This is a genomic window from Micromonospora sp. NPDC048830 (assembly GCF_043198215.1).
Classification (GTDB): domain Bacteria; phylum Actinomycetota; class Actinomycetes; order Mycobacteriales; family Micromonosporaceae; genus Micromonospora.
The window spans coordinates 20,249-38,234 of the sequence record NZ_JBICUP010000056.1; the positions used below are offsets into that span (position 1 = coordinate 20,249).

At 73.4% G+C, this 17,986-nt stretch carries 18 protein-coding genes, 2 pseudogenes and 1 riboswitch; of the genes and pseudogenes, 15 read left to right on the top strand and 5 right to left on the bottom strand.

Annotated features, from left to right (window positions below; translation table 11 throughout):
- Positions 1-29: 29 nt before the first annotated feature.
- Positions 30-2,345, bottom strand: a complete 2,316-nt coding sequence (lanL, locus tag ACGFIZ_RS30290; protein ID WP_393425439.1) for a class IV lanthionine synthetase LanL — start codon at positions 2,343-2,345, stop codon at positions 30-32.
- A 156-nt stretch (positions 2,346-2,501) separates the two neighbouring features.
- Here lanL and ACGFIZ_RS30295 point away from each other — a divergent pair, with 156 nt between their 5' ends.
- From ACGFIZ_RS30295 to ACGFIZ_RS30305, 3 genes are all read left to right on the top strand, one after another.
- Entirely contained in the window at positions 2,502-3,266 is a 765-nt protein-coding gene (locus ACGFIZ_RS30295) for an NAD-dependent deacetylase (protein WP_393425442.1), read from the top strand.
- A gap of 182 nt (positions 3,267-3,448) precedes the next feature.
- Positions 3,449-4,147, top strand: coding sequence for a bacteriorhodopsin (locus ACGFIZ_RS30300; RefSeq protein ID WP_393425445.1), 699 nt, complete (start codon positions 3,449-3,451; stop codon positions 4,145-4,147).
- Complete coding sequence (locus ACGFIZ_RS30305; protein WP_393425448.1) at positions 4,144-5,181, top strand: Brp/Blh family beta-carotene 15,15'-dioxygenase; 1,038 nt, start codon at positions 4,144-4,146, stop codon at positions 5,179-5,181. Before ACGFIZ_RS30300 ends, ACGFIZ_RS30305 begins: the two co-directional genes overlap by 4 nt.
- Positions 5,182-5,579: 398 nt before the next feature.
- Here the strand turns inward: ACGFIZ_RS30305 and ACGFIZ_RS30310 are convergent, their stop codons facing one another.
- A complete protein-coding gene (locus ACGFIZ_RS30310; protein WP_393425451.1) occupies positions 5,580-6,365 on the bottom strand; it encodes a hypothetical protein in 786 nt (261 codons plus the stop codon).
- 97 nt (positions 6,366-6,462) lie between these two features.
- Here ACGFIZ_RS30310 and ACGFIZ_RS30315 point away from each other — a divergent pair, with 97 nt between their 5' ends.
- Entirely contained in the window at positions 6,463-7,554 is a 1,092-nt protein-coding gene (locus ACGFIZ_RS30315) for an NYN domain-containing protein (protein ID WP_393425454.1), read from the top strand.
- 85 nt (positions 7,555-7,639) lie between these two features.
- The gene (locus ACGFIZ_RS30320) at positions 7,640-8,191 is read left to right on the top strand and encodes a TIGR03086 family metal-binding protein (protein ID WP_393425457.1); all 552 of its coding nucleotides are present in this window, start codon (positions 7,640-7,642) and stop codon (positions 8,189-8,191) included.
- Positions 8,192-8,242: 51 nt separating this feature from the next.
- On the opposite strand, the gene ACGFIZ_RS30325 is transcribed toward ACGFIZ_RS30320, so the two are convergent.
- Entirely contained in the window at positions 8,243-8,854 is a 612-nt protein-coding gene (locus ACGFIZ_RS30325; RefSeq protein ID WP_393425460.1) for a helix-turn-helix domain-containing protein, read from the bottom strand.
- A gap of 80 nt (positions 8,855-8,934) precedes the next feature.
- Here ACGFIZ_RS30325 and ACGFIZ_RS30330 point away from each other — a divergent pair, with 80 nt between their 5' ends.
- The 4 genes from ACGFIZ_RS30330 to ACGFIZ_RS30345 all read left to right on the top strand — a co-directional run bounded on the left by ACGFIZ_RS30330 (position 8,935) and on the right by ACGFIZ_RS30345 (position 10,972).
- Positions 8,935-9,954: an NAD(P)/FAD-dependent oxidoreductase gene (locus tag ACGFIZ_RS30330; protein ID WP_393425463.1), complete on the top strand. Its 1,020-nt coding sequence runs from the start codon at positions 8,935-8,937 to the stop codon at positions 9,952-9,954.
- A 121-nt stretch (positions 9,955-10,075) separates the two neighbouring features.
- Entirely contained in the window at positions 10,076-10,390 is a 315-nt protein-coding gene (locus ACGFIZ_RS30335) for a hypothetical protein (protein ID WP_393425466.1), read from the top strand.
- A complete protein-coding gene (locus ACGFIZ_RS30340) occupies positions 10,387-10,539 on the top strand; it encodes a hypothetical protein (protein ID WP_393425469.1) in 153 nt (50 codons plus the stop codon). Before ACGFIZ_RS30335 ends, ACGFIZ_RS30340 begins: the two co-directional genes overlap by 4 nt.
- 91 nt (positions 10,540-10,630) lie before the next feature.
- The gene (locus ACGFIZ_RS30345) at positions 10,631-10,972 is read left to right on the top strand and encodes a hypothetical protein (protein ID WP_393425472.1); all 342 of its coding nucleotides are present in this window, start codon (positions 10,631-10,633) and stop codon (positions 10,970-10,972) included.
- Between the two features lie 17 nt (positions 10,973-10,989).
- Here ACGFIZ_RS30345 and ACGFIZ_RS30350 read toward each other — a convergent pair.
- Positions 10,990-11,142 (bottom strand): annotated as a pseudogene (locus tag ACGFIZ_RS30350) (substrate-binding domain-containing protein); the annotation flags it as partial.
- Between ACGFIZ_RS30350 and ACGFIZ_RS30355 the strand changes: the two are divergent.
- Together ACGFIZ_RS30355 and ACGFIZ_RS30360 are read left to right on the top strand one after the other, a co-directional pair.
- Positions 11,143-11,511: pseudogene (locus ACGFIZ_RS30355) on the top strand (aminotransferase class I/II-fold pyridoxal phosphate-dependent enzyme); the annotation flags it as partial. It lies immediately after the preceding pseudogene.
- Positions 11,512-11,639: 128 nt separating this feature from the next.
- Positions 11,640-12,314 carry a DUF305 domain-containing protein gene (locus tag ACGFIZ_RS30360; RefSeq protein ID WP_393425475.1) on the top strand — a complete coding sequence of 225 codons (675 nt, stop codon included), beginning with the start codon at positions 11,640-11,642 and terminating at the stop codon, positions 12,312-12,314.
- A gap of 85 nt (positions 12,315-12,399) precedes the next feature.
- Here ACGFIZ_RS30360 and ACGFIZ_RS30365 read toward each other — a convergent pair whose 3' ends face one another.
- Positions 12,400-14,115, bottom strand: coding sequence for an LVIVD repeat-containing protein (locus ACGFIZ_RS30365; RefSeq protein WP_393425478.1), 1,716 nt, complete (start codon positions 14,113-14,115; stop codon positions 12,400-12,402).
- A 397-nt stretch (positions 14,116-14,512) separates the two neighbouring features.
- A riboswitch (cobalamin riboswitch) is annotated at positions 14,513-14,695 on the top strand.
- 28 nt (positions 14,696-14,723) lie between these two features.
- Here ACGFIZ_RS30365 and ACGFIZ_RS30370 point away from each other — a divergent pair.
- Genes ACGFIZ_RS30370 through ACGFIZ_RS30385 form a run of 4 tightly spaced genes read left to right on the top strand, consistent with a single transcriptional unit; the run spans position 14,724 to position 17,897 of the window.
- Entirely contained in the window at positions 14,724-15,734 is a 1,011-nt protein-coding gene (locus ACGFIZ_RS30370) for an ABC transporter substrate-binding protein (protein ID WP_393425481.1), read from the top strand.
- Positions 15,735-15,739: 5 nt separating this feature from the next.
- Positions 15,740-16,822: a FecCD family ABC transporter permease gene (locus tag ACGFIZ_RS30375; protein ID WP_393425484.1), complete on the top strand. Its 1,083-nt coding sequence runs from the start codon at positions 15,740-15,742 to the stop codon at positions 16,820-16,822.
- Positions 16,822-17,589 carry an ABC transporter ATP-binding protein gene (locus ACGFIZ_RS30380; RefSeq protein ID WP_393425487.1) on the top strand — a complete coding sequence of 256 codons (768 nt, stop codon included), beginning with the start codon at positions 16,822-16,824 and terminating at the stop codon, positions 17,587-17,589. Before ACGFIZ_RS30375 ends, ACGFIZ_RS30380 begins: the two co-directional genes overlap by 1 nt.
- Positions 17,586-17,897, top strand: coding sequence for a ferredoxin (locus tag ACGFIZ_RS30385; protein WP_393425490.1), 312 nt, complete (start codon positions 17,586-17,588; stop codon positions 17,895-17,897). Before ACGFIZ_RS30380 ends, ACGFIZ_RS30385 begins: the two co-directional genes overlap by 4 nt.
- Positions 17,898-17,986 lie beyond the last annotated feature (89 nt).

The following is a 17,986-nucleotide window of genomic DNA, read 5'->3' on the forward strand; positions in this document are numbered from 1 at the left end:
CGCGGCGCCGTCGCGTCGGTGGCCGGCGCTCAGCGGATCCGGGCGAACGTCTCGGGCAGCCACAGCCGGGGACCGCCGTCCCGCAGTCGCAGCAGCAGCGCGAGCACGCCCGCCATGCCGGCGCTGAACTCGGCCAGCACGCTGTTGCGGCTCTCGTCGGGGAGCACCACGCGACCGTCCCGCAGGACGTTCTGCACGTAGCTGCTCGTCACCAGGTCCTCGGCCCAACTGCGGTAGCGTTCGTCGCCGGACGCGTCGGCGAGGTCGAGCAGGAACTCACCGTCCCCGGCGAGCCCGTGGCACTGGCCGGGCCCGGCGTGCCACCGGGATCCGTGGACCGCGCGGGCCGCCTGGTCGAGCAGGTCCAGCCACCGGTCGTCGCCGTCGTGCCGCCACAGCCGGACGAGGAACGTGCCGATCCCCGAGGAGCCGCTGCACCAGTGGGTGAGCAGCTGACCGCCCTTGGGACTGCTGGCCCACCTGGCGCTGCCCCCGCTGACCTCGGCGACCGAGCGCAGCGTCCGTCCCGCCCGCGCCGCGAGGTCCAGGTACCTCTCGTTGCCGGTCGCCCTGCCGACGGCCAGCAGGAACGATGCCACGCCCGCCACGCCGTGCGCGAAGCCGTAGTGGGCTGCGCCGGCCAGCAGGGAGGGGAACTCGGGCGGGACGGGCCAGAGCAGCAGGACGTCGCGCTCGTGCGCGGCGTCCGCGAGCGCCTCGGCGGCCTGCCCGGCCCGGTCCAGGAACACGTCCCGGCCGGTCACCTCCCACATCCGCAGCTGGGTGAGGCCGGCTCCGGCCGTGCCGTGGCAGACGTCCGGGTTGGGCCAGCGCAGCGGGACCCGCGCGGCCAGGTCGGCGGCCAGCTCCGTCAGCCGCGCGGCGCCGAGCGTCTCCCCGGCCTCCAGCAGCGCCCACGCGGTACCGGACCGGCCGTAGTGCAGCCCGGGCAGGAGCCGGGACTCGTGGCAGATCCGCCGGCTGATCCAGTCCGCCGCGCCGGCCACCGCCGTCCGCAGGGCCTCGTCGGGTTCCGCCTGGTAGGCCCGGACGAGTACCCCGAGCACCCCGGCCGCGCCGTGCTGGACGTTGAGGGGATCGGTCTTCGCCCCGCTCGGCCCCGGCGCCCAGAGCCGGGAGCCCTCCGGCCTCATCGTGGCGACCAGGTGGTCGGTCGCGTCCGCGACGAGCTGCTTCAGGTCGAGGACGTCGGCGTGCGCCCGCTGGCCGACGCGGTCCACCGGCCGGTCCGGCGCGTCGACCCGCACCGGTTCCGGGTCGTCCCCGGCCAGCGCCGCGGCCACCTCGTCGATCCGGGGCCGCCGGTCGGGGTCGTCGCGGGTCAGCGCCCGGATGACGGGGGCGAGACGCCGGGCTGCCGGGTTGCGCGCCGCCAGCTGGTCCAGCCACCGGCCGAGCCGGTCCTGCCGCGGTCTGTCCCCGGCGTCGTCGCGCACCAGCACCGGGTCGACGGCGCTGGCCAGGTGGAACAGGACAGCGCCGAGCGCGTACAGGTCCGCGGTCACCGGCACGGGCCCGACGGGAGCGCCGCCGGTCTGCTCCGGCGCGCCGTAGCCGGGGGTGAACAGCCGGGGTACGGTCGCGCCGACGGGTACGAACGCCTCCAGGTCGATCAGGCGCAGGCCGTCGTCGGTGACCATGATGTTGTTGGGACTGAGGTCCCGCAGGACGAAACCTTCCTGGTGTACGCGCCGGATCAGGTCGACGAGGTCGCGGGCGGTCCGGAGCACCTCCGGCAGCGGTACGCCCCAGGCGGGGCCGCCGTCGTCCGGTACCACGGTCGTCGACACCCACTGGCGCAGCGTGGCGCCCGGCAGTTGCTCCTGGACGAGGAACAGGTCGCCCTGCTGCTCGAAGAGGTCGACCAACCGGGCGGTGAACCCGGTGGCGGCGAATCGCCGGAGCATCTCCGTCTCGTGCCGCCGGCGGTCCCGCACCTCTCCGCCGAAGATGTCGGCGCCGGCGTGCGGGCGGGCCTGCTTGACGATCACGGCCGCTCCGGTGGACTGGTCCGTCGCGCGGTACACGCTGCCGGGGAAGTCGTGCCGGATCACCTGGTGCACCCGGTAGCGCCCGTTGAGCAGCACCGGCCGCGGGGCGCCGCCGGTCTCGGCCGGGGTGGGGTCGACGGGAGCGAACGGGTCCCGGGGCGCCCAGCCCGGCGGGGTGAACCACGCCTTGCGCTGGTCGGGAACCAGGCTCCCGTCGGGGGCCACGAGCATCGCCTCGCGCATCCCGTCGTTGCTCAGCATCGGCACCCCGCCGTACACGCCGAAGCGGTAGTGCACCAGGCTGCCGGGCCGGTAGGGCCGGTCGGAGAGCACGCACGCCGCGGGGCTGGCCGGAGGGAGGCACGGGCCGGCGGCGTGCCGGCCGGGGCGACCAGGTCGGGCGCCGAAATTGCTGTGGCGGACGGCACCGAAGGACTGTGAGACTCGTCCCGGCGCGGGGCCCGTCCGCGCCGCGGGGAAGGGAACGGCATGGGAGACCTCGTACCGTCCGAGGCGGCGACGTTGCTGCGACAGGCCCGGCGGGTGGTGATCTTCACCGGCGCGGGCATCTCGGCCGAGAGCGGTGTGCCGACCTTCCGCGACGCCCTCACCGGCCTGTGGGAACGCTTCGACGCCGCGGCGCTCGCCACGCCGGAGGCGTTCCAGGACGACCCGGCGCTGGTGTGGGGCTGGTACGAGTGGCGGCGCGGCTTGGCCCAGCGGGTCCGGCCGAACGCGGGACACGAGGCCGTGGCGGCGATCGAGGCTCGGGTCCCGGGCAGCGTCGTCGTCACCCAGAACGTCGACGACCTGCACGAACGCGCGGGATCCCCCGCGCCGCTGCACCTGCACGGCAGCCTGTTCACGCCCCGCTGCTCGGCCTGCGCGCATCCGGCGCCCCTGCCCGACGGGCCGGCGGACGAGCCGGCCGACGGTCGGCGGGCGACGCCGCCCGGGTGCGCGCGCTGCTCGGCGCCCGTCCGGCCGGGCGTGGTGTGGTTCGGCGAGGCGTTGCCGGAGGCGGTGTTCGAGTCCGCCGTCGAGGCGGCGTCCTCCTGCGACCTGCTGCTGACGGTCGGCACCTCCGGCCTGGTGTACCCCGCCGCGGAGATCCCGCAGGTGGCCGCCCGCTTCGGCGCCGCGGTCATCCAGGTCAACCCGCAGGAGACGCCGCTCGATCCGGTCGCCGACGTGAACCTGCGCGGGCCCGCCGCCCGGGTCCTGCCGGCCCTCGTCGAGGCCGCCTGGCACTGAGACGGTGGCCCGAATGCGGACTAATGGCATACGCCAGCTCTAAACCGGAATAAACTCGCGGAGTTGCCCGGCTTGCGGGGGGACCTCGGCGTGCCCGGTGCCGGTGGACACATGCCGGGGCGGCGGTGTCTGACCAGCGGGTGCCGCTGTCGCCGTACGCCGGCCGAGGTCGAGGAGCACACGTGTCCGAGTGGTGGCTGTGGTCGTACGTCATCCTGTGCGCCGCCGCCATGCTGCTGTTCGTCCGATGGAGCCGCGACCCGAAAGGAGTTCCCCAGTCCGAGTATCGGGTGGTGTTCGTCATCCTGGCATGGTCGGCAATCTGGCACGCGGTCGCGGCGCTCGGTGCCGGCCGGACGGCCATCGCAGGCCACACCATGGACTGGACGCACTACGCCGACTGGATCGTCACCGCACCGCTGCTGGTGTTCTCGCTCGTGCTCACGGCCACGCACGCCGTCGCCGAGAAGCGGATAGGCCTGGTGACGGCGCTCATCGTGTGGACCTTCCCGATGATCCTCGCCGGACCGGTCGCCGAGGCCATGGAGAGCACCACGGCCCGTTACACCAGCTACGGAATCGGGATGGCCGCGCTCGCGCTCGTCCTGGGCCTGATCTGGGGGCCGCTACGGGCCGACGCGGAACGGCAGCCCGCCCCGATGGCCGCCCACTTCGTCGTCGTCGCACTGCTGCTGTCCCTGCTCTGGCTAGCTTTCCCGGTGGTCTGGATCCTGGGGCCGCCCGGGGTCGAGATCATCGATGAGCACACCACTACGGTCCTCTTCGTCGTCCTGTCGGCCCTCATGAAGGTCGGCTGGGGCATCGTCGACGTGGGCCGGCTCCGCGCGATGTCCGACCGTGGCCAAGTCACGCTGGCGTGAACGGCCAGCCCATCGCGCACGGGGCGGAGGTCGGCCCGGCCACCGGCAACAGCAGGCTGCCTCGCCCGTTCGACCGGCCCGACCCCGGCCCTGCGCGTCGGGCGGACCCCCGTCGGGCGGTGCTGCTCCGCGCCGATACCGCCGGCATCCTCGCGCTGCTCGCCGTACTCGCCCTCTACCTGCCCACCCAGGCCGAGGCGGCAGCGTCCACGCCGATCCCGGCGCTGCTGGGGCTGCTGCTCGGGCTTCCGCACGGTGCCGTCGACCACCTGATCCCCGCCTGGCTCTCGATGAAGGCGCGCCGGTGGAGCCGACGGGTGAGCCTGCCGCTCGGCTACGCCGCCGTGGCCGGCACCGGGCTGCTGGCCTACCGCGCCGCACCGGCCGCGGTCCTGCTGGGCTTCCTGGTCCTCGCCGTCGCGCACTTCGGCGCCGGCGACGAGGCGTTCCGGGCCGAGCGGGACGGCCGGCGGATGCGACTACGCCCGCACGGCGTCCTCGCCTACGGCGCCCCGCCGGTGGTGTTCCCCCTCGTGCTGTGGCGCGACCAGGTGGACCAACTGCTGGAGCGCGTCGCCGCCGGGTCCACCGTGCTGCTCACCAGCGAGGTACGCGCCGTCGCCCTGGTCCTCACGGTGTCGGCGATGGCCGTCACCGCCGTGCAGGACGTGCGCGGTCGACGCGGAAGCGACCTCGTCGGACTCGGGCTCCTCGCCACCGTGTTCGCGATCGTCCCGCCCGCGCTGGCGTTCGGGGTCTACTTCGCGGCGTGGCACTCGCTCCGGCACATCGCGCGACTGCTCTGCGCCGACCCGGCGAACACCGCCCACCTGCGGGCCGGTCGACTGGGCCCACCGCTACGCCGGTTCGCCCTGCACGCCGCGGCCCCCACCGCGGCCGTACTGATCTCCTTCGCCCTGCTCACCCGCCACGCCGGGACCGCGGGAGTCCTGCCCGCGACGGTTGCCCTCCTCGCCGCGCTCACCGTGCCGCACACCGTGGTCGTCGCCTGGCTGGACCGACGCGCCCGATGACGGGCCGAAGCGCAGCCAGCCCAGGAAGCGGCGGTGCAGGGTGCCGGCGGGTGCCCACGTCAGGTCCTCGGCGGCACGGGCGAACTGCGCACCCATGTACAACGCGAGGGACATCGGCGCGTCCGCGAACTCCGCTTGCAGTTCCTGTCGGCGGGTCCGGCAGGGCCAGGGCGCGCCGCAGCCGCCGCAGCTCCAGATCGGCAGCACCGGGCCGTGGGCGGTCACGCCCGCACCCCCCCAGGAACCGCGCCATGGTCGTCCGCGCCTGCCGGCTGGTTGCCCAGTCGACCTGCCAGCACGGGTACGGCACCAGCCGCGACCACCACGCCCGGCAGCCGACGCACATCCCGTCGAGCCCCCGGAGATGCACGGCGAGGATCGCTGCTCCTGGTCGTCGTTCACCTGGCCTCCCCGTACGGCCAGTGGCCACGGTTGATCGGGATCCGGTGCCGGGCACGGCAGGGCAGGTCGGCGATGGTGGTGGCGTAGCCGGCGTAGATCCGGCTGGAGAAGAAGACCTGCTGCAGGTTGGGGTAGCGCTTCTTGAGCGCCCGCATGATGTTGCCCTGCTGGGTCACGAGCTGGTACGCGTCGGCGTTGGTCGCGGGCAGGGACACCGAGGGTTGGGCGTTGGCGACCTTGACCCAGGCGATCTGGACCTGTCGCTCCGTCAGGCCCAGCGGCGCGAGTCGGGTGTCCCGGACCCGGTCGTAGTTGGCGTCGGCGGGGGAGTCCCAGGTGCCGGCGGTCTGGCCGCCCGCCGCGCCGTCGACGATGACGATGACGAGCTTGTCGTGGTCGACCTGCGGGTCCGCGGCGGCCTGCCCGATGAACGAGTACGGGGCGCACTGGCCGCCGCCCTCACTGGAACAGAACTCCTGGGTGGTGTTGGACATGCCGATGGACAGCATGACGTACTTGCCGTTGGCGCTCGGGTTGCCGGCGGTGTCGACGGGGCGTACGCGCAGGGCGCGGTTGACGCCGACGGTGCGGTGGGCGGCGGGCATGGCGTTGCTGCCGGCGGGATACAGCCCGCCCTGGAAGCCGAGGTAGGTGCCGCCGCCGAGGTCGTTGATGGGTACCGGGCCGGCGGCGACCGCGTGGGGCACGCCGACGGCGCTGACCGCGCTGACGGCCGCGAAGACGGTCAGCGCCGCCAACGCCCGACGAACATTGATAATCATGGCGCCGAACGTAGAAGAAACAGCGATGATCGTCAATGCTGCGCGTCGGCCTCCCGATTGTCGGCGAGTGACGCCGGCCCCGCGTACGCTGGGCCGCGTGGATCAAGAAGACCGGATCGCCCTGTTCCTCGACTACGAGAACCTCGCGCTGGGGGCGCGCGACCACCACGGGGGGATGGCCTTCGACTTCCGTCCCATCGCCGACGCCCTGGCCGAGCGGGGGCGGGTGGTGGTGCGCCGGGCGTACGCGGACTGGTCGTACTTCGACGAGGACCGCCGGATGCTCACCCGGTCGCACGTCGAACTCATCGAGATACCGCAGCGGATGGGCGCCTCCCGCAAGAACGCCGCCGACATCAAGATGGCCGTCGACGCGGTGGAACTGGCCTTCGAACGCGCCTACATCTCGACGTTCGTGATCTGCACCGGGGACAGCGACTTCACCCCGCTGGTCCACAAGCTCCGCGAGCTCAACAAGCGGGTCATCGGGGTCGGCATCGAGAAGTCCACGTCGGCGCTGCTGCCGCCCGCGTGCGACGAGTTCCTCTACTACGACCGGCTGGAGGGGGTCGACATCCCCGCCACGCGCGCCCGGCGCGGCCGTCCCGCCCGGGTGCCGAGTCCGGAGCCGCAGCACGTCGAGCCGCAGCCGGTGGAGCAGGAGCCCGAGCCGCAGCCGGCGGTGGAGGAGCCGGCGCGTGACGTCGACACGCTCTCCGTCCTCGTGGCCCAGACCGTGGCCGGGCTCCAGGGCAGCTCCAGCGGGCAGGTCACCGCCTCGGGGCTGAAGCGCACCCTGCTCCGCAAGGATCCCACGTTCAGCGAATCCGACTACGGGTTCCGCACCTTCGGCGAACTCCTGCGGCACCTCGCCGGGCACAACGTGATCGAGTTGGCGGAGGGCCCGGCCAAGGGTGACCCGGAGGTGTCGCTGCCGGAGCACGGCGACCGGGAGGTGGCGTTCGGGCTGCTCCGCTCCGTGGTCCTCGACCTGGCGGGCGACGGGGGCTCGGTGGCCCTGTCCGGCCTGAAGAACCAGTTGCAGCGGGCCCGGCCCGACTTCAGCGAGAAGAAGCTCGGCTACCGCAGCTTCCTCCAGTTCTGCAAGGCCGCCGCCACGAACGGCCTGGTCGACCTGCAGTGGAGCGCGGACGTCGACGACTACCTCCTCGACGCGAAGCCCGCGTGATCGTCGACTGCGCCAGAGTTCGACAAACCACCATGGGCCGGGCGGGATACCTTCGGCAGGGACGGTGGGAGAGGTCGCGGGAGACATGACGGCAGCAGAGGAACACCGCCGGGTCGCCGGCGCGTTCACCGACCGGGTGCGGGGCGTCCGCCCGGGGGCGTGGGACGACCCGGCGCCGTGTGCGGGGTGGGTGGCCCGTGACGTCGTGCGGCACCTGGTCGAATGGTTCCCCGGCTTCTTGAGCGCCGGTGCGGGGGTGGAGTTGCCGAAGGGTCCGTCGGTCGACGACGATCCGGTGGCGGCGTGGACCGTGCACAGCGACGCGGTGCAGGCGCTACTCGACGATCCCGCGACGTCGAGCCGGACGCTGGCGAACCGGCACGTCGGCGAGCTGCCGCTCGACGTGGCGATCGACCGGTTCTACACGACGGATGTGTTCCTGCACACCTGGGACCTGGCCCGGGCGACCGGCCAGGACGAGCGCCTCGACCGCGACAGGTGCGCGCAGCTGCTCGAAGGGATGCTGCCGCTCGACGACGTGCTGCGCCAGAGCGGCCAGTACGGGCCCCGGGTCGCCGTGCCGGAAGACGCGGACGCCCAGACCCGGCTGCTGGCCTTCATCGGGCGCCGTCCCTGACGGTGGTCACCACCGGGCGTCCGGGTCCGGTCGTCACCGCCGGCTTCGGCGCTAGCCCCGATCGGAGGATCCGGGCTGGCTGTTGCGTCGCGGGGCGGCGCGGAGGTGGGCGCGTTCGCCCTGCCTGCCGAACAGGCTGAGGAACTCGACCGCTTCGGTGCCGGCGGCACCGAACCAGTGCGGTACGCGGGTGTCGAACTCGGCGGCCTCGCCGGGCGAGAGCACCAGATCGTGCTCGCCGAGGACGAGCCGCAGCCGGCCGTTGAGGACGTACAGCCACTCGTACCCCTCGTGGGTCCGGGGGTCGGGCTCTGCCGGTCGGCTACCGGCCTGGATCACGAGCTTGTACGCCTGGATGCCGCCGGCCCGGCGCGTCAGGGGCAGCATGGTCATGCCGTGGCGGGTGATCGGGCGCAGGTGGATGCGCGGGTCGCCGGTGGGTGGGGCGCCGACGAGTTCGTCGAGCGTGACGCCGTGGGCTCGGGCCAGGGGAAGCAGCAGTTCGAGCGTCGGGCGGCGGGCGCCGGACTCCAGCCGGGACAGGGTGCTCACCGAGATGCCGGTCGTCTCCGACAGGTCGGCCAGCGTGGTGTCGCGCTGGCGGCGCAGGGCGCGCAGCCGCGGCCCCACCGCGCCGAGGGTCTGGTCGAGGTCCTGGTCCATGGCCCTCAGTTTGCCAGAACGGCAACAAGGCTTGCAGCTCTCGTCCGCAGCTCCGCATGGTTGTCGTGGAGGTGGTCACGGTGACCGATCAGCTGAGGGACGGCTACGACGTGGTGGTGGTCGGCGGTGGCGCCGCGGGGTTGAGCGGGGCGTTGACGCTGGCCCGGGCGCGGCGGTCCGTGGTGGTGATCGACGGGGGCGCTCCGCGCAACGCCCCCGCTTCCGGGGTGCACGGGCTGCTGGCCCGCGAGGGGATCCGGCCGGCGGAGCTGCTGGAGCGCGGCCGGGCGGAGGTCCGCGGCTACGGCGGCCACATGGTGTCCGGCGAGGTCGACGGCGCGCGCCGCCAGGACGACGGGTTCGCGGTGGGGCTGGCCGACGGCCGGACGGTCCGTGCGCGCCGGCTGCTGGTGGCCACCGGGCTGGTGGACGAGCTGCCGGACATTCCGGGAGTGCGCGAGCGCTGGGGCCGGGATGTGCTGCACTGCCCGTACTGTCACGGCTGGGAGGTCCGCGACCGGGCCATCGGCGTGCTGGCCAGTGGGCCCCTGGCGGTGCACCAGGCGTTGCTGTTCCGGCAGTGGAGCCCCGACGTCACGCTCTTCGCCCACACCATGGCGCGGCCCGGCGGAGAGGAGGCGGAGCAGTTGGCCGCCCGCGGCGTCACCGTCGTGGCCGGGGAGGTGGCGTCCCTGGAGGTCGCCGAGGACCGGCTCGTCGGCGTACGGCTGCGCGACGGCACGGTCGTCAGCCGCGAGGCGGTGGCGGTCTCGACCCGGATGGTGGCGCGGGCCGGCTTCCTGGCGGCGCTCGGACTGCGGCCGGTGGAACATCCACTCGGCGTGGGGGAGCACGTCCCCGCGGACCCGACCGGCCGTACGGAGGTGCCCGGGGTGTGGGTCGCGGGCAACGTCGCGGACCTGGCCGCCCAGGTCGGTGCGGCAGCGGCCGGCGGCGCCGCCGCGGCCGCGGCGATCAACGCCGACCTGATCGCCGAGGAGACCCGCCAGGCGGTCGCCGCCCAACGGGGGTCGTTCTCCGGGTGGTCGGAGGCGCGCGTCGGCGAACTGGTGACGGGCGACCGGCGCCACGGCCTGTGAAACCCGGGGAGGGAGTCGCCGCGGGTGCGTGACGCCTCCGGGCGCCGCACCGGCCGGGGTGATCGGCAAGCATAGGGAAACGCCCGATTCCCGGTCGACCGCCGCGACCTAGCCTCGGGTCATGACCACACACCTGTTCGCACTGGAGCGGTACGACTGCTCGCCCGACGCGGACGGGTCGAGGCCGGCGTTCGGCACCCCGGACTGCCGGCTGGTCGCCGTCGTCCAGCTACCCACCGACGACGTGGTGATCGCGCTGGTCGAGGGCCCCGACGCCGACGTGGTGGCCGCCGCCGCCGAGGCCACGGCCTGGCGGGTCGACCGCCTCATTCCGGCCCGGTGGATCCATCCACCCGGGACCGGGCCCCACGAACTCGAAGCTCCCGCGACGCCCGAGCGCCGGCAGCCGACCCCACGACAGGAGACGACCCCATGATGACGTACCTCGGAACGGGCCGGCGCCGCGGCGGCCGCGCCCTCGCCACCCTCGCCTCCGTGGCGGCCGCGACCGCGCTCGCCGGCTGCGGAGCGATCGACCTCGGCGGGGCGGGGACACCCCGGCGGCCGGCGGCGGCCAAGGCGTGACGGCCACCTCCGCGCCGACCGACGACCCGCTGCCCACGGAGCCGGCGGCGGAGGAACTGTCGACCCCGCGACGCCGGACGCGTGCGCGCTGGTGTCCAAGCAGGAGGCGGAGAAGCTGGCCGGCACCGAGCTGGAGGACCCGGTGGCGGTCCGGGAGAGCTGCACCTACACCGGGCCGGTCACCGGCCCGACCGCCCAGGTGGAGGTGTTCGTCGGAGACGGCGCGAAGAAGATCTACGACGTCGACCGCGATCTCGGGCACGAGTTCACCCCGATCGCCGGGGCCGGCGACGAGGCGTACGCCGAGGACGGCGCGGTCTTCGTCAGCAAGGGCGGGGTGTGGGTGTCCATCCGGCTGGTCCGTACGGACGACCCGGCCACGTACCGAAAGCCCCTGGCGGACCTGGCCCGCACGGTCGCCGGCCGGCTCTGAGCCGCGACCCGGGTGGCTCAGCCGCGCGGCGGGGCCGTGCTGTCGCGGACGATCAGCTCGGTGGCCAGTTCCACCCGGGGGCTTTCGATCTTCTCGTGCCTGGACAGGCGCAGTACGGTGCGGGCGGCGAGCAGGCCCATCTCGACGAGGGGCTGACGGACGGTGGTCAGCAGGCCGCGCGGATCATCCGGTCCCCGAGGGCGACGAGCTGCGCCCGGCTGTTCACCGCGATCCACGCCCTGCGCGACGAGCTGACCGGTCGGGGCCTGACCTGCATGGGCGAGCCGTCGCCGATCGTCCCGCTGCTGATCGGCAACGAGAAGCTCGCCCGGACGGCGAACCGGCTGCTGTTCGACCGGGGGGTGCTCGCGTTCATGGTGGAGTTCCCGGTCACGCCGACCGGGTCGTCCCGGTTCCGGCTACAGGTGCAGGCCGCGCACCGGCCCGAGGAGGCCCGGAAAGCGGCCGCGATCATCGAGGGCGCCATCGCGGACTCGCGGGCGTACCTGTCCAGCGCGTTCGGCAGCGCCCCCCGGTAGGCCGCCGGCCGGGACGCCGGGCCACTCCCGGCCCGGCGCCCCGGCCGCAGTGCGACATCCACGACTCCCGGACGTGGCACTATGGCTCTCACCTCCGCGGAGCGCACGCTCGGATAGGTTCGTGAACGATGCCCCTGTCTCGTCGCCTGGTCGTCTCAGCCGTCGTCGCCACGGTCGCCCTGGGCGCGGGGGTCACCGTCGCCCTCCTGGCCGGCGGCGACGACCCGCCGTACCGGCCGCCGAGCTCGCACGTGGTGCAGCCGGGTGCGCCGGGCCAGCCGGGCAGGACCCTGTCGGGGGAGGACCTGTCCAAGGTCCCGCCGCCCAGGTTCACCGCGGCCGACACCCTGTTCATCCAGGGGATGATCCCGCACCACGCGCAGGCACTGGAGATGACCGCGCTCGTGTCGGGCCGTACCACCAACCCCGACCTGACGCTGCTCGCCAAGCGGATCGACGCGTCGCAGCGTGAGGAGATCACGCGGATGCAGCGGTGGCTGGAGGAGCGGGACGTGCCGAGCGCGGGGCCGCAGGCGGGTCATGCCGGGCACGGCAAGCTCATGCCCGGGATGCTCACCCGCGAGCAGTTCGACCAGCTCGAGCAGGCGCGGGGCGCGGAGTTCGACCGGCTCTTCCTGACCCTCATGATCCGCCACCACGAGGGGGCGTTGGCGATGGTGCGGGAACTCTACGCGACGGGCGGCGGGCTCGAGCCGGCCAGCGACCAGTTCGCCCGTGAGGTCGACTCCGACCAGAGCATCGAGATCGAACGGATGCGGCAGATGCTGGCCGAGTTGGGCTGACGCCCGCGCCCGCCGAGAGGAAATGGGAAGGGGCACCGCGGCTCGATCGCCTCGAGTCGCGGTGCCCCTCCGGTCAGGCCAGTGTCTACAGCGTCGCGGCCAGATCCAGGATCGACTGCTTCAGCCTCTGGTGCCCGGCACCGTCGAGCTTGTTGCAGACCGCCCGCAACTGGGCGACTGCGGCGTCCCGGTCGCCGTTGGCCGTGAACGCCTCGGCGCGCGCCAGGAACTCGTCGACCTGGAACCGCAGCGGTTGACCGATCGCGTCGGCGCGTACCAGTTGGTCGAAGTAGGCACGCGCGAGCGCGAAGCTCGGCGTCCAGGTGACCTTCGGCTGGCGCTGGGCGTTGAACTGGTCGAACCGCACCTGCGCGGCCGCCTGGATCTCCGCCGGCGACAGGTGCTCGCTCGGAACCAGCTTGAACACGTCGAACCCGCGGGAAATCTCGTTTCCGTAGAGGTTGCCGTTGTACCAGTACGCCGACCAGAACCCACCGAACCGGAACAGCGTGCCGTCCATCGGCCCGCGGTCGAAGAACGCGATCTCGCGCGGGTTCGCGGAGTCGGTGAAGTCGAACACGGAGATGCCGCCCTGGTACCAGGCCTGCATCATGATGTCCCGGCCGGGCACCGGGATGAGCGATCCGTTGTGCGCGACGCAGTTCTCCAGCGTCGTCTGGGGGACCGGCAGCTTGTAGTAGCTGGCGAACTCCAGCTTCCGGTCGACGATGTCGAAGATCGCGTTGGCGCCCCACTGCGGCTGGTCCGTCTCGCGGCAGCGCGCGGCGCCGCCGCCGCCCCACTCGTCGGTGAAGACCACCTTGGTGCCGTCGTTGTTGAACGTCGCCGAGTGCCAGTACGCGAAGCTCGGGTCGGCGACCTCGTCGATCCGGCGGGGATTCGCCGGGTCCGAGATGTCGATCAGGATGCCGTTGCCCTGGCACGCGCCGGCGGCCAGCCCGATCTCCGGGTACGCGGTGATGTCGTGGCAGGCCTGGGTCCTGGGCGTGGGCGACCAGGCGGTGCCGGACGGGTGCAGGGGCGTCGGCGGGTCGTTCTGCAGGCCGTCGATCCGGCCCGTCTCGGGATCAGTGAAGAGCCTCGGCTGGTTCACGACGGCGGCCTGCTGGGGCGCCGACAGCGGCACCTTGATGACGTCGATCCGCCACCGCACCGGGTTCTCGCCCGTCGCGGGATTGTCGTTGCAGCCCTCCATGGTCGTGGCCGGCCGCGGCGTGGTCGTGCCCGAGACGTAGACGTAGACGTTGGCCGCGTCGTCCGGGTCGGTCACCACGGTGTGCGTGTGCGAGCCGCGGCACAGCTGGACGGCAGCGACCTGCAGCGGGTTGCGTACGTCGCTGATGTCGAAGATCCGGACGCCCTGGAAGCGGGTGCCCACGTTGGGGTCCGTGCCGCAGTCGACCCGCCCGCGGGTCTCCTCGACGGACATGAAGAGCAGGTTGCCGTGCACGGAGATGTCCCCCTGCCCGCCGGGGCACACGACGCTGGTGACGAGCGCCGGGTCGGTGGGGTTGGAGACGTCGACGATGTTGAACCCGTTGTAGTTGCCGAGGAACGCGTACCCGCCGCCGAAGGCGAGGTCCGAGTTGGCGTACCGGCTGGTGCCGGGGTTCGTCGGGTCGAAGAAACCTGCGGGCTTGTCGCGGTGGGCCACGTGTTCCAGGCCGCTGATCGCGGACTGCGCGTCCAGCCAGCCGGCGCCCAGCCCGACCCGTGGGTCGGGCTCCGCTGCCGAGGCCGTGCCGGGCAGCGCACCGACCAGGAACAGCCCTGCGGCCATCAGGCCGAGCACCCGCCGGCCCCCAAATGTTCCAGAACTCTGACGTGTCATGTGCCGCCTTCCGGTCGAAGGACCCGACGCGACGTGCGGTCGGTGCGAGAGCGTCGTGCAGGTAGGACCGTACCGCCGCCGGTCAGCCGGTCGATAGAGGCTGTGGGATATGGGCATATTTATGTTTGTGGCGGGTGGCGAGCAATGGGTGGTCATCGTGGTGTCGCAGATGGTCGTGATCCGCCGACTGCAGGGGCGCGGCCGCTCCGGCGCCCTCGCCATGGTCGGGGTGGTCTTCGCCGTCTCCTGGCTGATCCGGAACGCACCTCACCGACGCTCCCGCCGGCGCTCTCGCCAGCCAATGAAGGCGACCCACGGCCGCCGTAGCGGCCGGATGGGTCACCGGCTACAGTGGGGCCGCCGTGGTGTACGGGAAGCCGGTGCGATGCCGGCGCGGCCCTCGCCACTGTGATCGGGAAGTCCGCGGCCCTCGTCCTTTCGAGGTCACTGGGCGCCACGCGCCTGGGAAGGCCGGCCACGGACGCACCTCCCGTCAGCCAGGAGACCGGCCACGGCACTGCGTTGCCCCGTCCACGAGGTGCTGGAAGGCGGTCCCGATGCGCGTACGCGCCATGCGGTCCACCCTGTCCCGGCGCGTTGCCGCGCCACTGTCCATCGTGCTCGTCCTGCTCGGCGGTTGCGCCGCGGACGACGAACCCACCGCCGCCGCCGGGTCGGCGTCCCCGGTGACGCTGACCAACTGCGGCTCACCGGTCACCGTCGCCGCACCCCCGCAGCGGGCGGTGAGCCTGAACCAGCCCGCCACCGAGATCCTGCTGGCACTCGGCCTGGCCGACCGGATGGCCGGCACCGCGTACCTCGACGACGCGATCCTGCCCGAGCACGCCGCCGCATACGCGTCGGTGCCGGTGCTGTCGGAGAGGTACCCGTCGCGGGAGGCCCTGCTCGACGCGGAACCGGACTTCGTCTACGCCTCGTTCCAGAGCGCCTTCGGCGACGAGGGCGTCGGCGACCGCGCCGAACTCGCGCGGCTCGGCGTCGGCACGTACGTCTCATCGGCCGGTTGCGCGAAGCAGCACCGGCCGGCGACGCTGACCGTCGACGACGTGTTCGCCGAGATCCGGGACGTCGCCGCCGTCTTCGGGGTGCCGGAACGGGCGGAGAAGCTCATCGCCGACCAGCGGGCCCGCATCGCCGCAGCCGCCGTCCGGCTCGGCGGCGCGCGCGAGGTGTCGGTGCTCTGGTGGGACGCCGGTACCGACGCGCCGAGCGTGGGCGCCTGCTGCGGCGGCCCCAACATGATCATGTCGGCGGTGGGGGTCCGCAACGCCTTCGGCGACCTCTCCGGCAGTTGGGCCGACACCAGTTGGGAGACCGCCATCGAGCGTGACCCCGACGTGATCGTGCTGGTCGACGCCACCTGGGACCCGGCCGCCGCGAAGAAGGCCTTCCTGGCCCGGCACCCCACCCTGAAGAACCTGCCCGCGGTCGCCGGGCAGCGGTTCGTCGTCATCCCCTTCTCGTCCACCTCGGCCGGAGTGCGGGTGGTGCGGGGTGTCGAGGCGCTGGCCGAGGGGGTAGCGGCGCTACCCGGAGCGGGCAGCTGAGCGCCGTGCTGGCCCGTACGGCCGCACCCGGCCACACCGTCGAGGCCACCGGCGTCGCCGAGGCCACCCGGTCACGCCGATTCGACACGGGGCTGCTGGTCACCCTGCTCGCGACCCTGATCGTGTCGATCGGTGTCACCGTCACGCTCGGCCCGGCGGACATCTCGGTGACGACGGTGTGGGCGGTGCTGGCCGACCGCCTCGGTCTCGCCGACGCCGACGTGCCGCTGCTACGCGAGCACATCGTCTGGCAGCTGCGCCTGCCGCGGGTGCTCGGCGCGGCCGTGCTCGGGGGAGGGCTGGCCGCGGTCGGCGCGGTGATGCAGACCGTCACCCGCAATCCCCTCGCCGACCCGTACCTGCTCGGGGTCTCCTCCGGGGCGTCGCTCGGCGCGGTCGCGGTCCTCGTCGTCGGCCTCGGGGGTGGGGTCGCCGCCCTCACCGGAGGCGCGTTCGCCGGCGCGCTCGCGGCGTTCGCCGTCGTGGTCGCGGTCTCCGGCGGGCGAGCCGCGCTCGCGCCGACCAGGGTGGTGCTGGCCGGGGTCGCCGTCGCGCAGCTCTGCGCGGCGGCCACCTCGTTCGCCATCGTCTGGGTCGCCGACCCGCACGCCACCCAGAGCATCGCCTTCTGGCTCTCCGGCTCGCTGGCCCGCGTCGACTGGACCGCCCTGGCCTGGGCCGCACCCGTCCTGGCCGCCGTGCTCATCCTGCTGGCGGCCCACGCCCGCGCCCTCAACGCCTTCGCCTTCGGCGAGGACGCCGCGGCGAGCCTCGGCGTCCCGGTCACCCGGGTACGGTGGCTGCTGCTGGTCGCCACCGCGCTGCTCACCGCGGCGCTGGTCGCCATCAGCGGTGCGGTCGGCTTCGTCGGGCTGATCCTGCCGCACGCCGCCCGGTTCCTCACCGGAGCCGACCACCGCCGGCTGCTGCCCGTCGTCGTCCTCGGCGGCGCGATCTTCCTCGTCTGGGTGGACACGGCCGCGCGGACCCTGTTCGCGCCCCGGGAACTGCCGGTCGGCGTGCTGACCGCGCTGCTCGGCGTGCCCGCCTTCGTCGTGCTGCTCAACCGCCAGCGGGTGGGCGGCTGATGCTCACCGTCACCGGCGTCTCCCTGTCGGTCGCGGCCCGACGGATCCTCGACGACGTCACCTGCGCCGTGCCGGCCGGCAGCCTCGTCGGGCTGCTCGGCGCCAACGGCTGCGGCAAGACCACCCTGCTACGCGTCGTCGCCCGCCTCGCCGCACCCGACGCCGGGCAGGTGATCGTGGACGGCGACGACGTCGCCACCCTGCCCCGAGCCACCCTCGCCCGCCGCGCCGCACTGCTCGCCCAGCACGCCGACACCGACCTCGATCTCACCGTCACCGAGGTGGCCCTGCTCGGGCGTATCCCGCACCGTCGCTCGCGGTGGTCGGACAGCGCAGCCGACCGTGCCGTCGCCGCCGACGCGCTGGCCCGGGTCGACCTCCACGGGTACGCCGACCGCCGCTGGCACACCCTCTCCGGCGGCGAGCGGCAGCGGGTGCAGCTGGCCCGCGCGCTGGCCCAGCAACCGCGCCTGCTGCTGCTCGACGAGCCCACCAACCACCTCGACATCCGCCATCAGCTGCACCTGCTGCACCTGGTCCGCCGCGCCGGCATCACCAGCCTCGCCGCGCTGCACGACATCAACCTCGCCGCCATGTTCTGCGACACGGTGGTCGTCCTCGCCGCGGGGCGGGTCGTCGCCGCCGGCGCCCCCGCCGACGTCCTCACCCCCGAACTGCTCGCCGACGTGTACGGCGTGCGGGCCGACGTCGCGACACACCCGGTCACCGGACGGCCCACCGTCACCTACCACCCGCCCGCGTCGTGACCCGGCACGTGTTGCTGGTGGCGCGTCACGTCCGGGTCTGCCGCGGACCCCGCTGCACCGCCTACGGGGCGAACGAGGTCGCCGAGGCCCTCACGCACCGGCTCGCCCGTCACGGCCTGGGCGACGACGACGTACTGGTCACCGCCACCGGCTGCGTGTTCCCCTGCAACCTCGGCCCCCTCGTCGTCGTGCACCCGGACGACACCTGGTACACCCACGTCGACGCGGAGCTCGCCATCCGTATCGCCGACGAGCACCTACGACAGGGGCAGCCTGTCAACGGCCAACGACCGAGGAGCAGCGCTTAACGATCCCCACGGATAAATCCGGGGGATTTTCCTCCGGGGCCAGGCCCTGGATTCCCAGCTCGGACCGCACCTGATCCACCGTCCCGGAA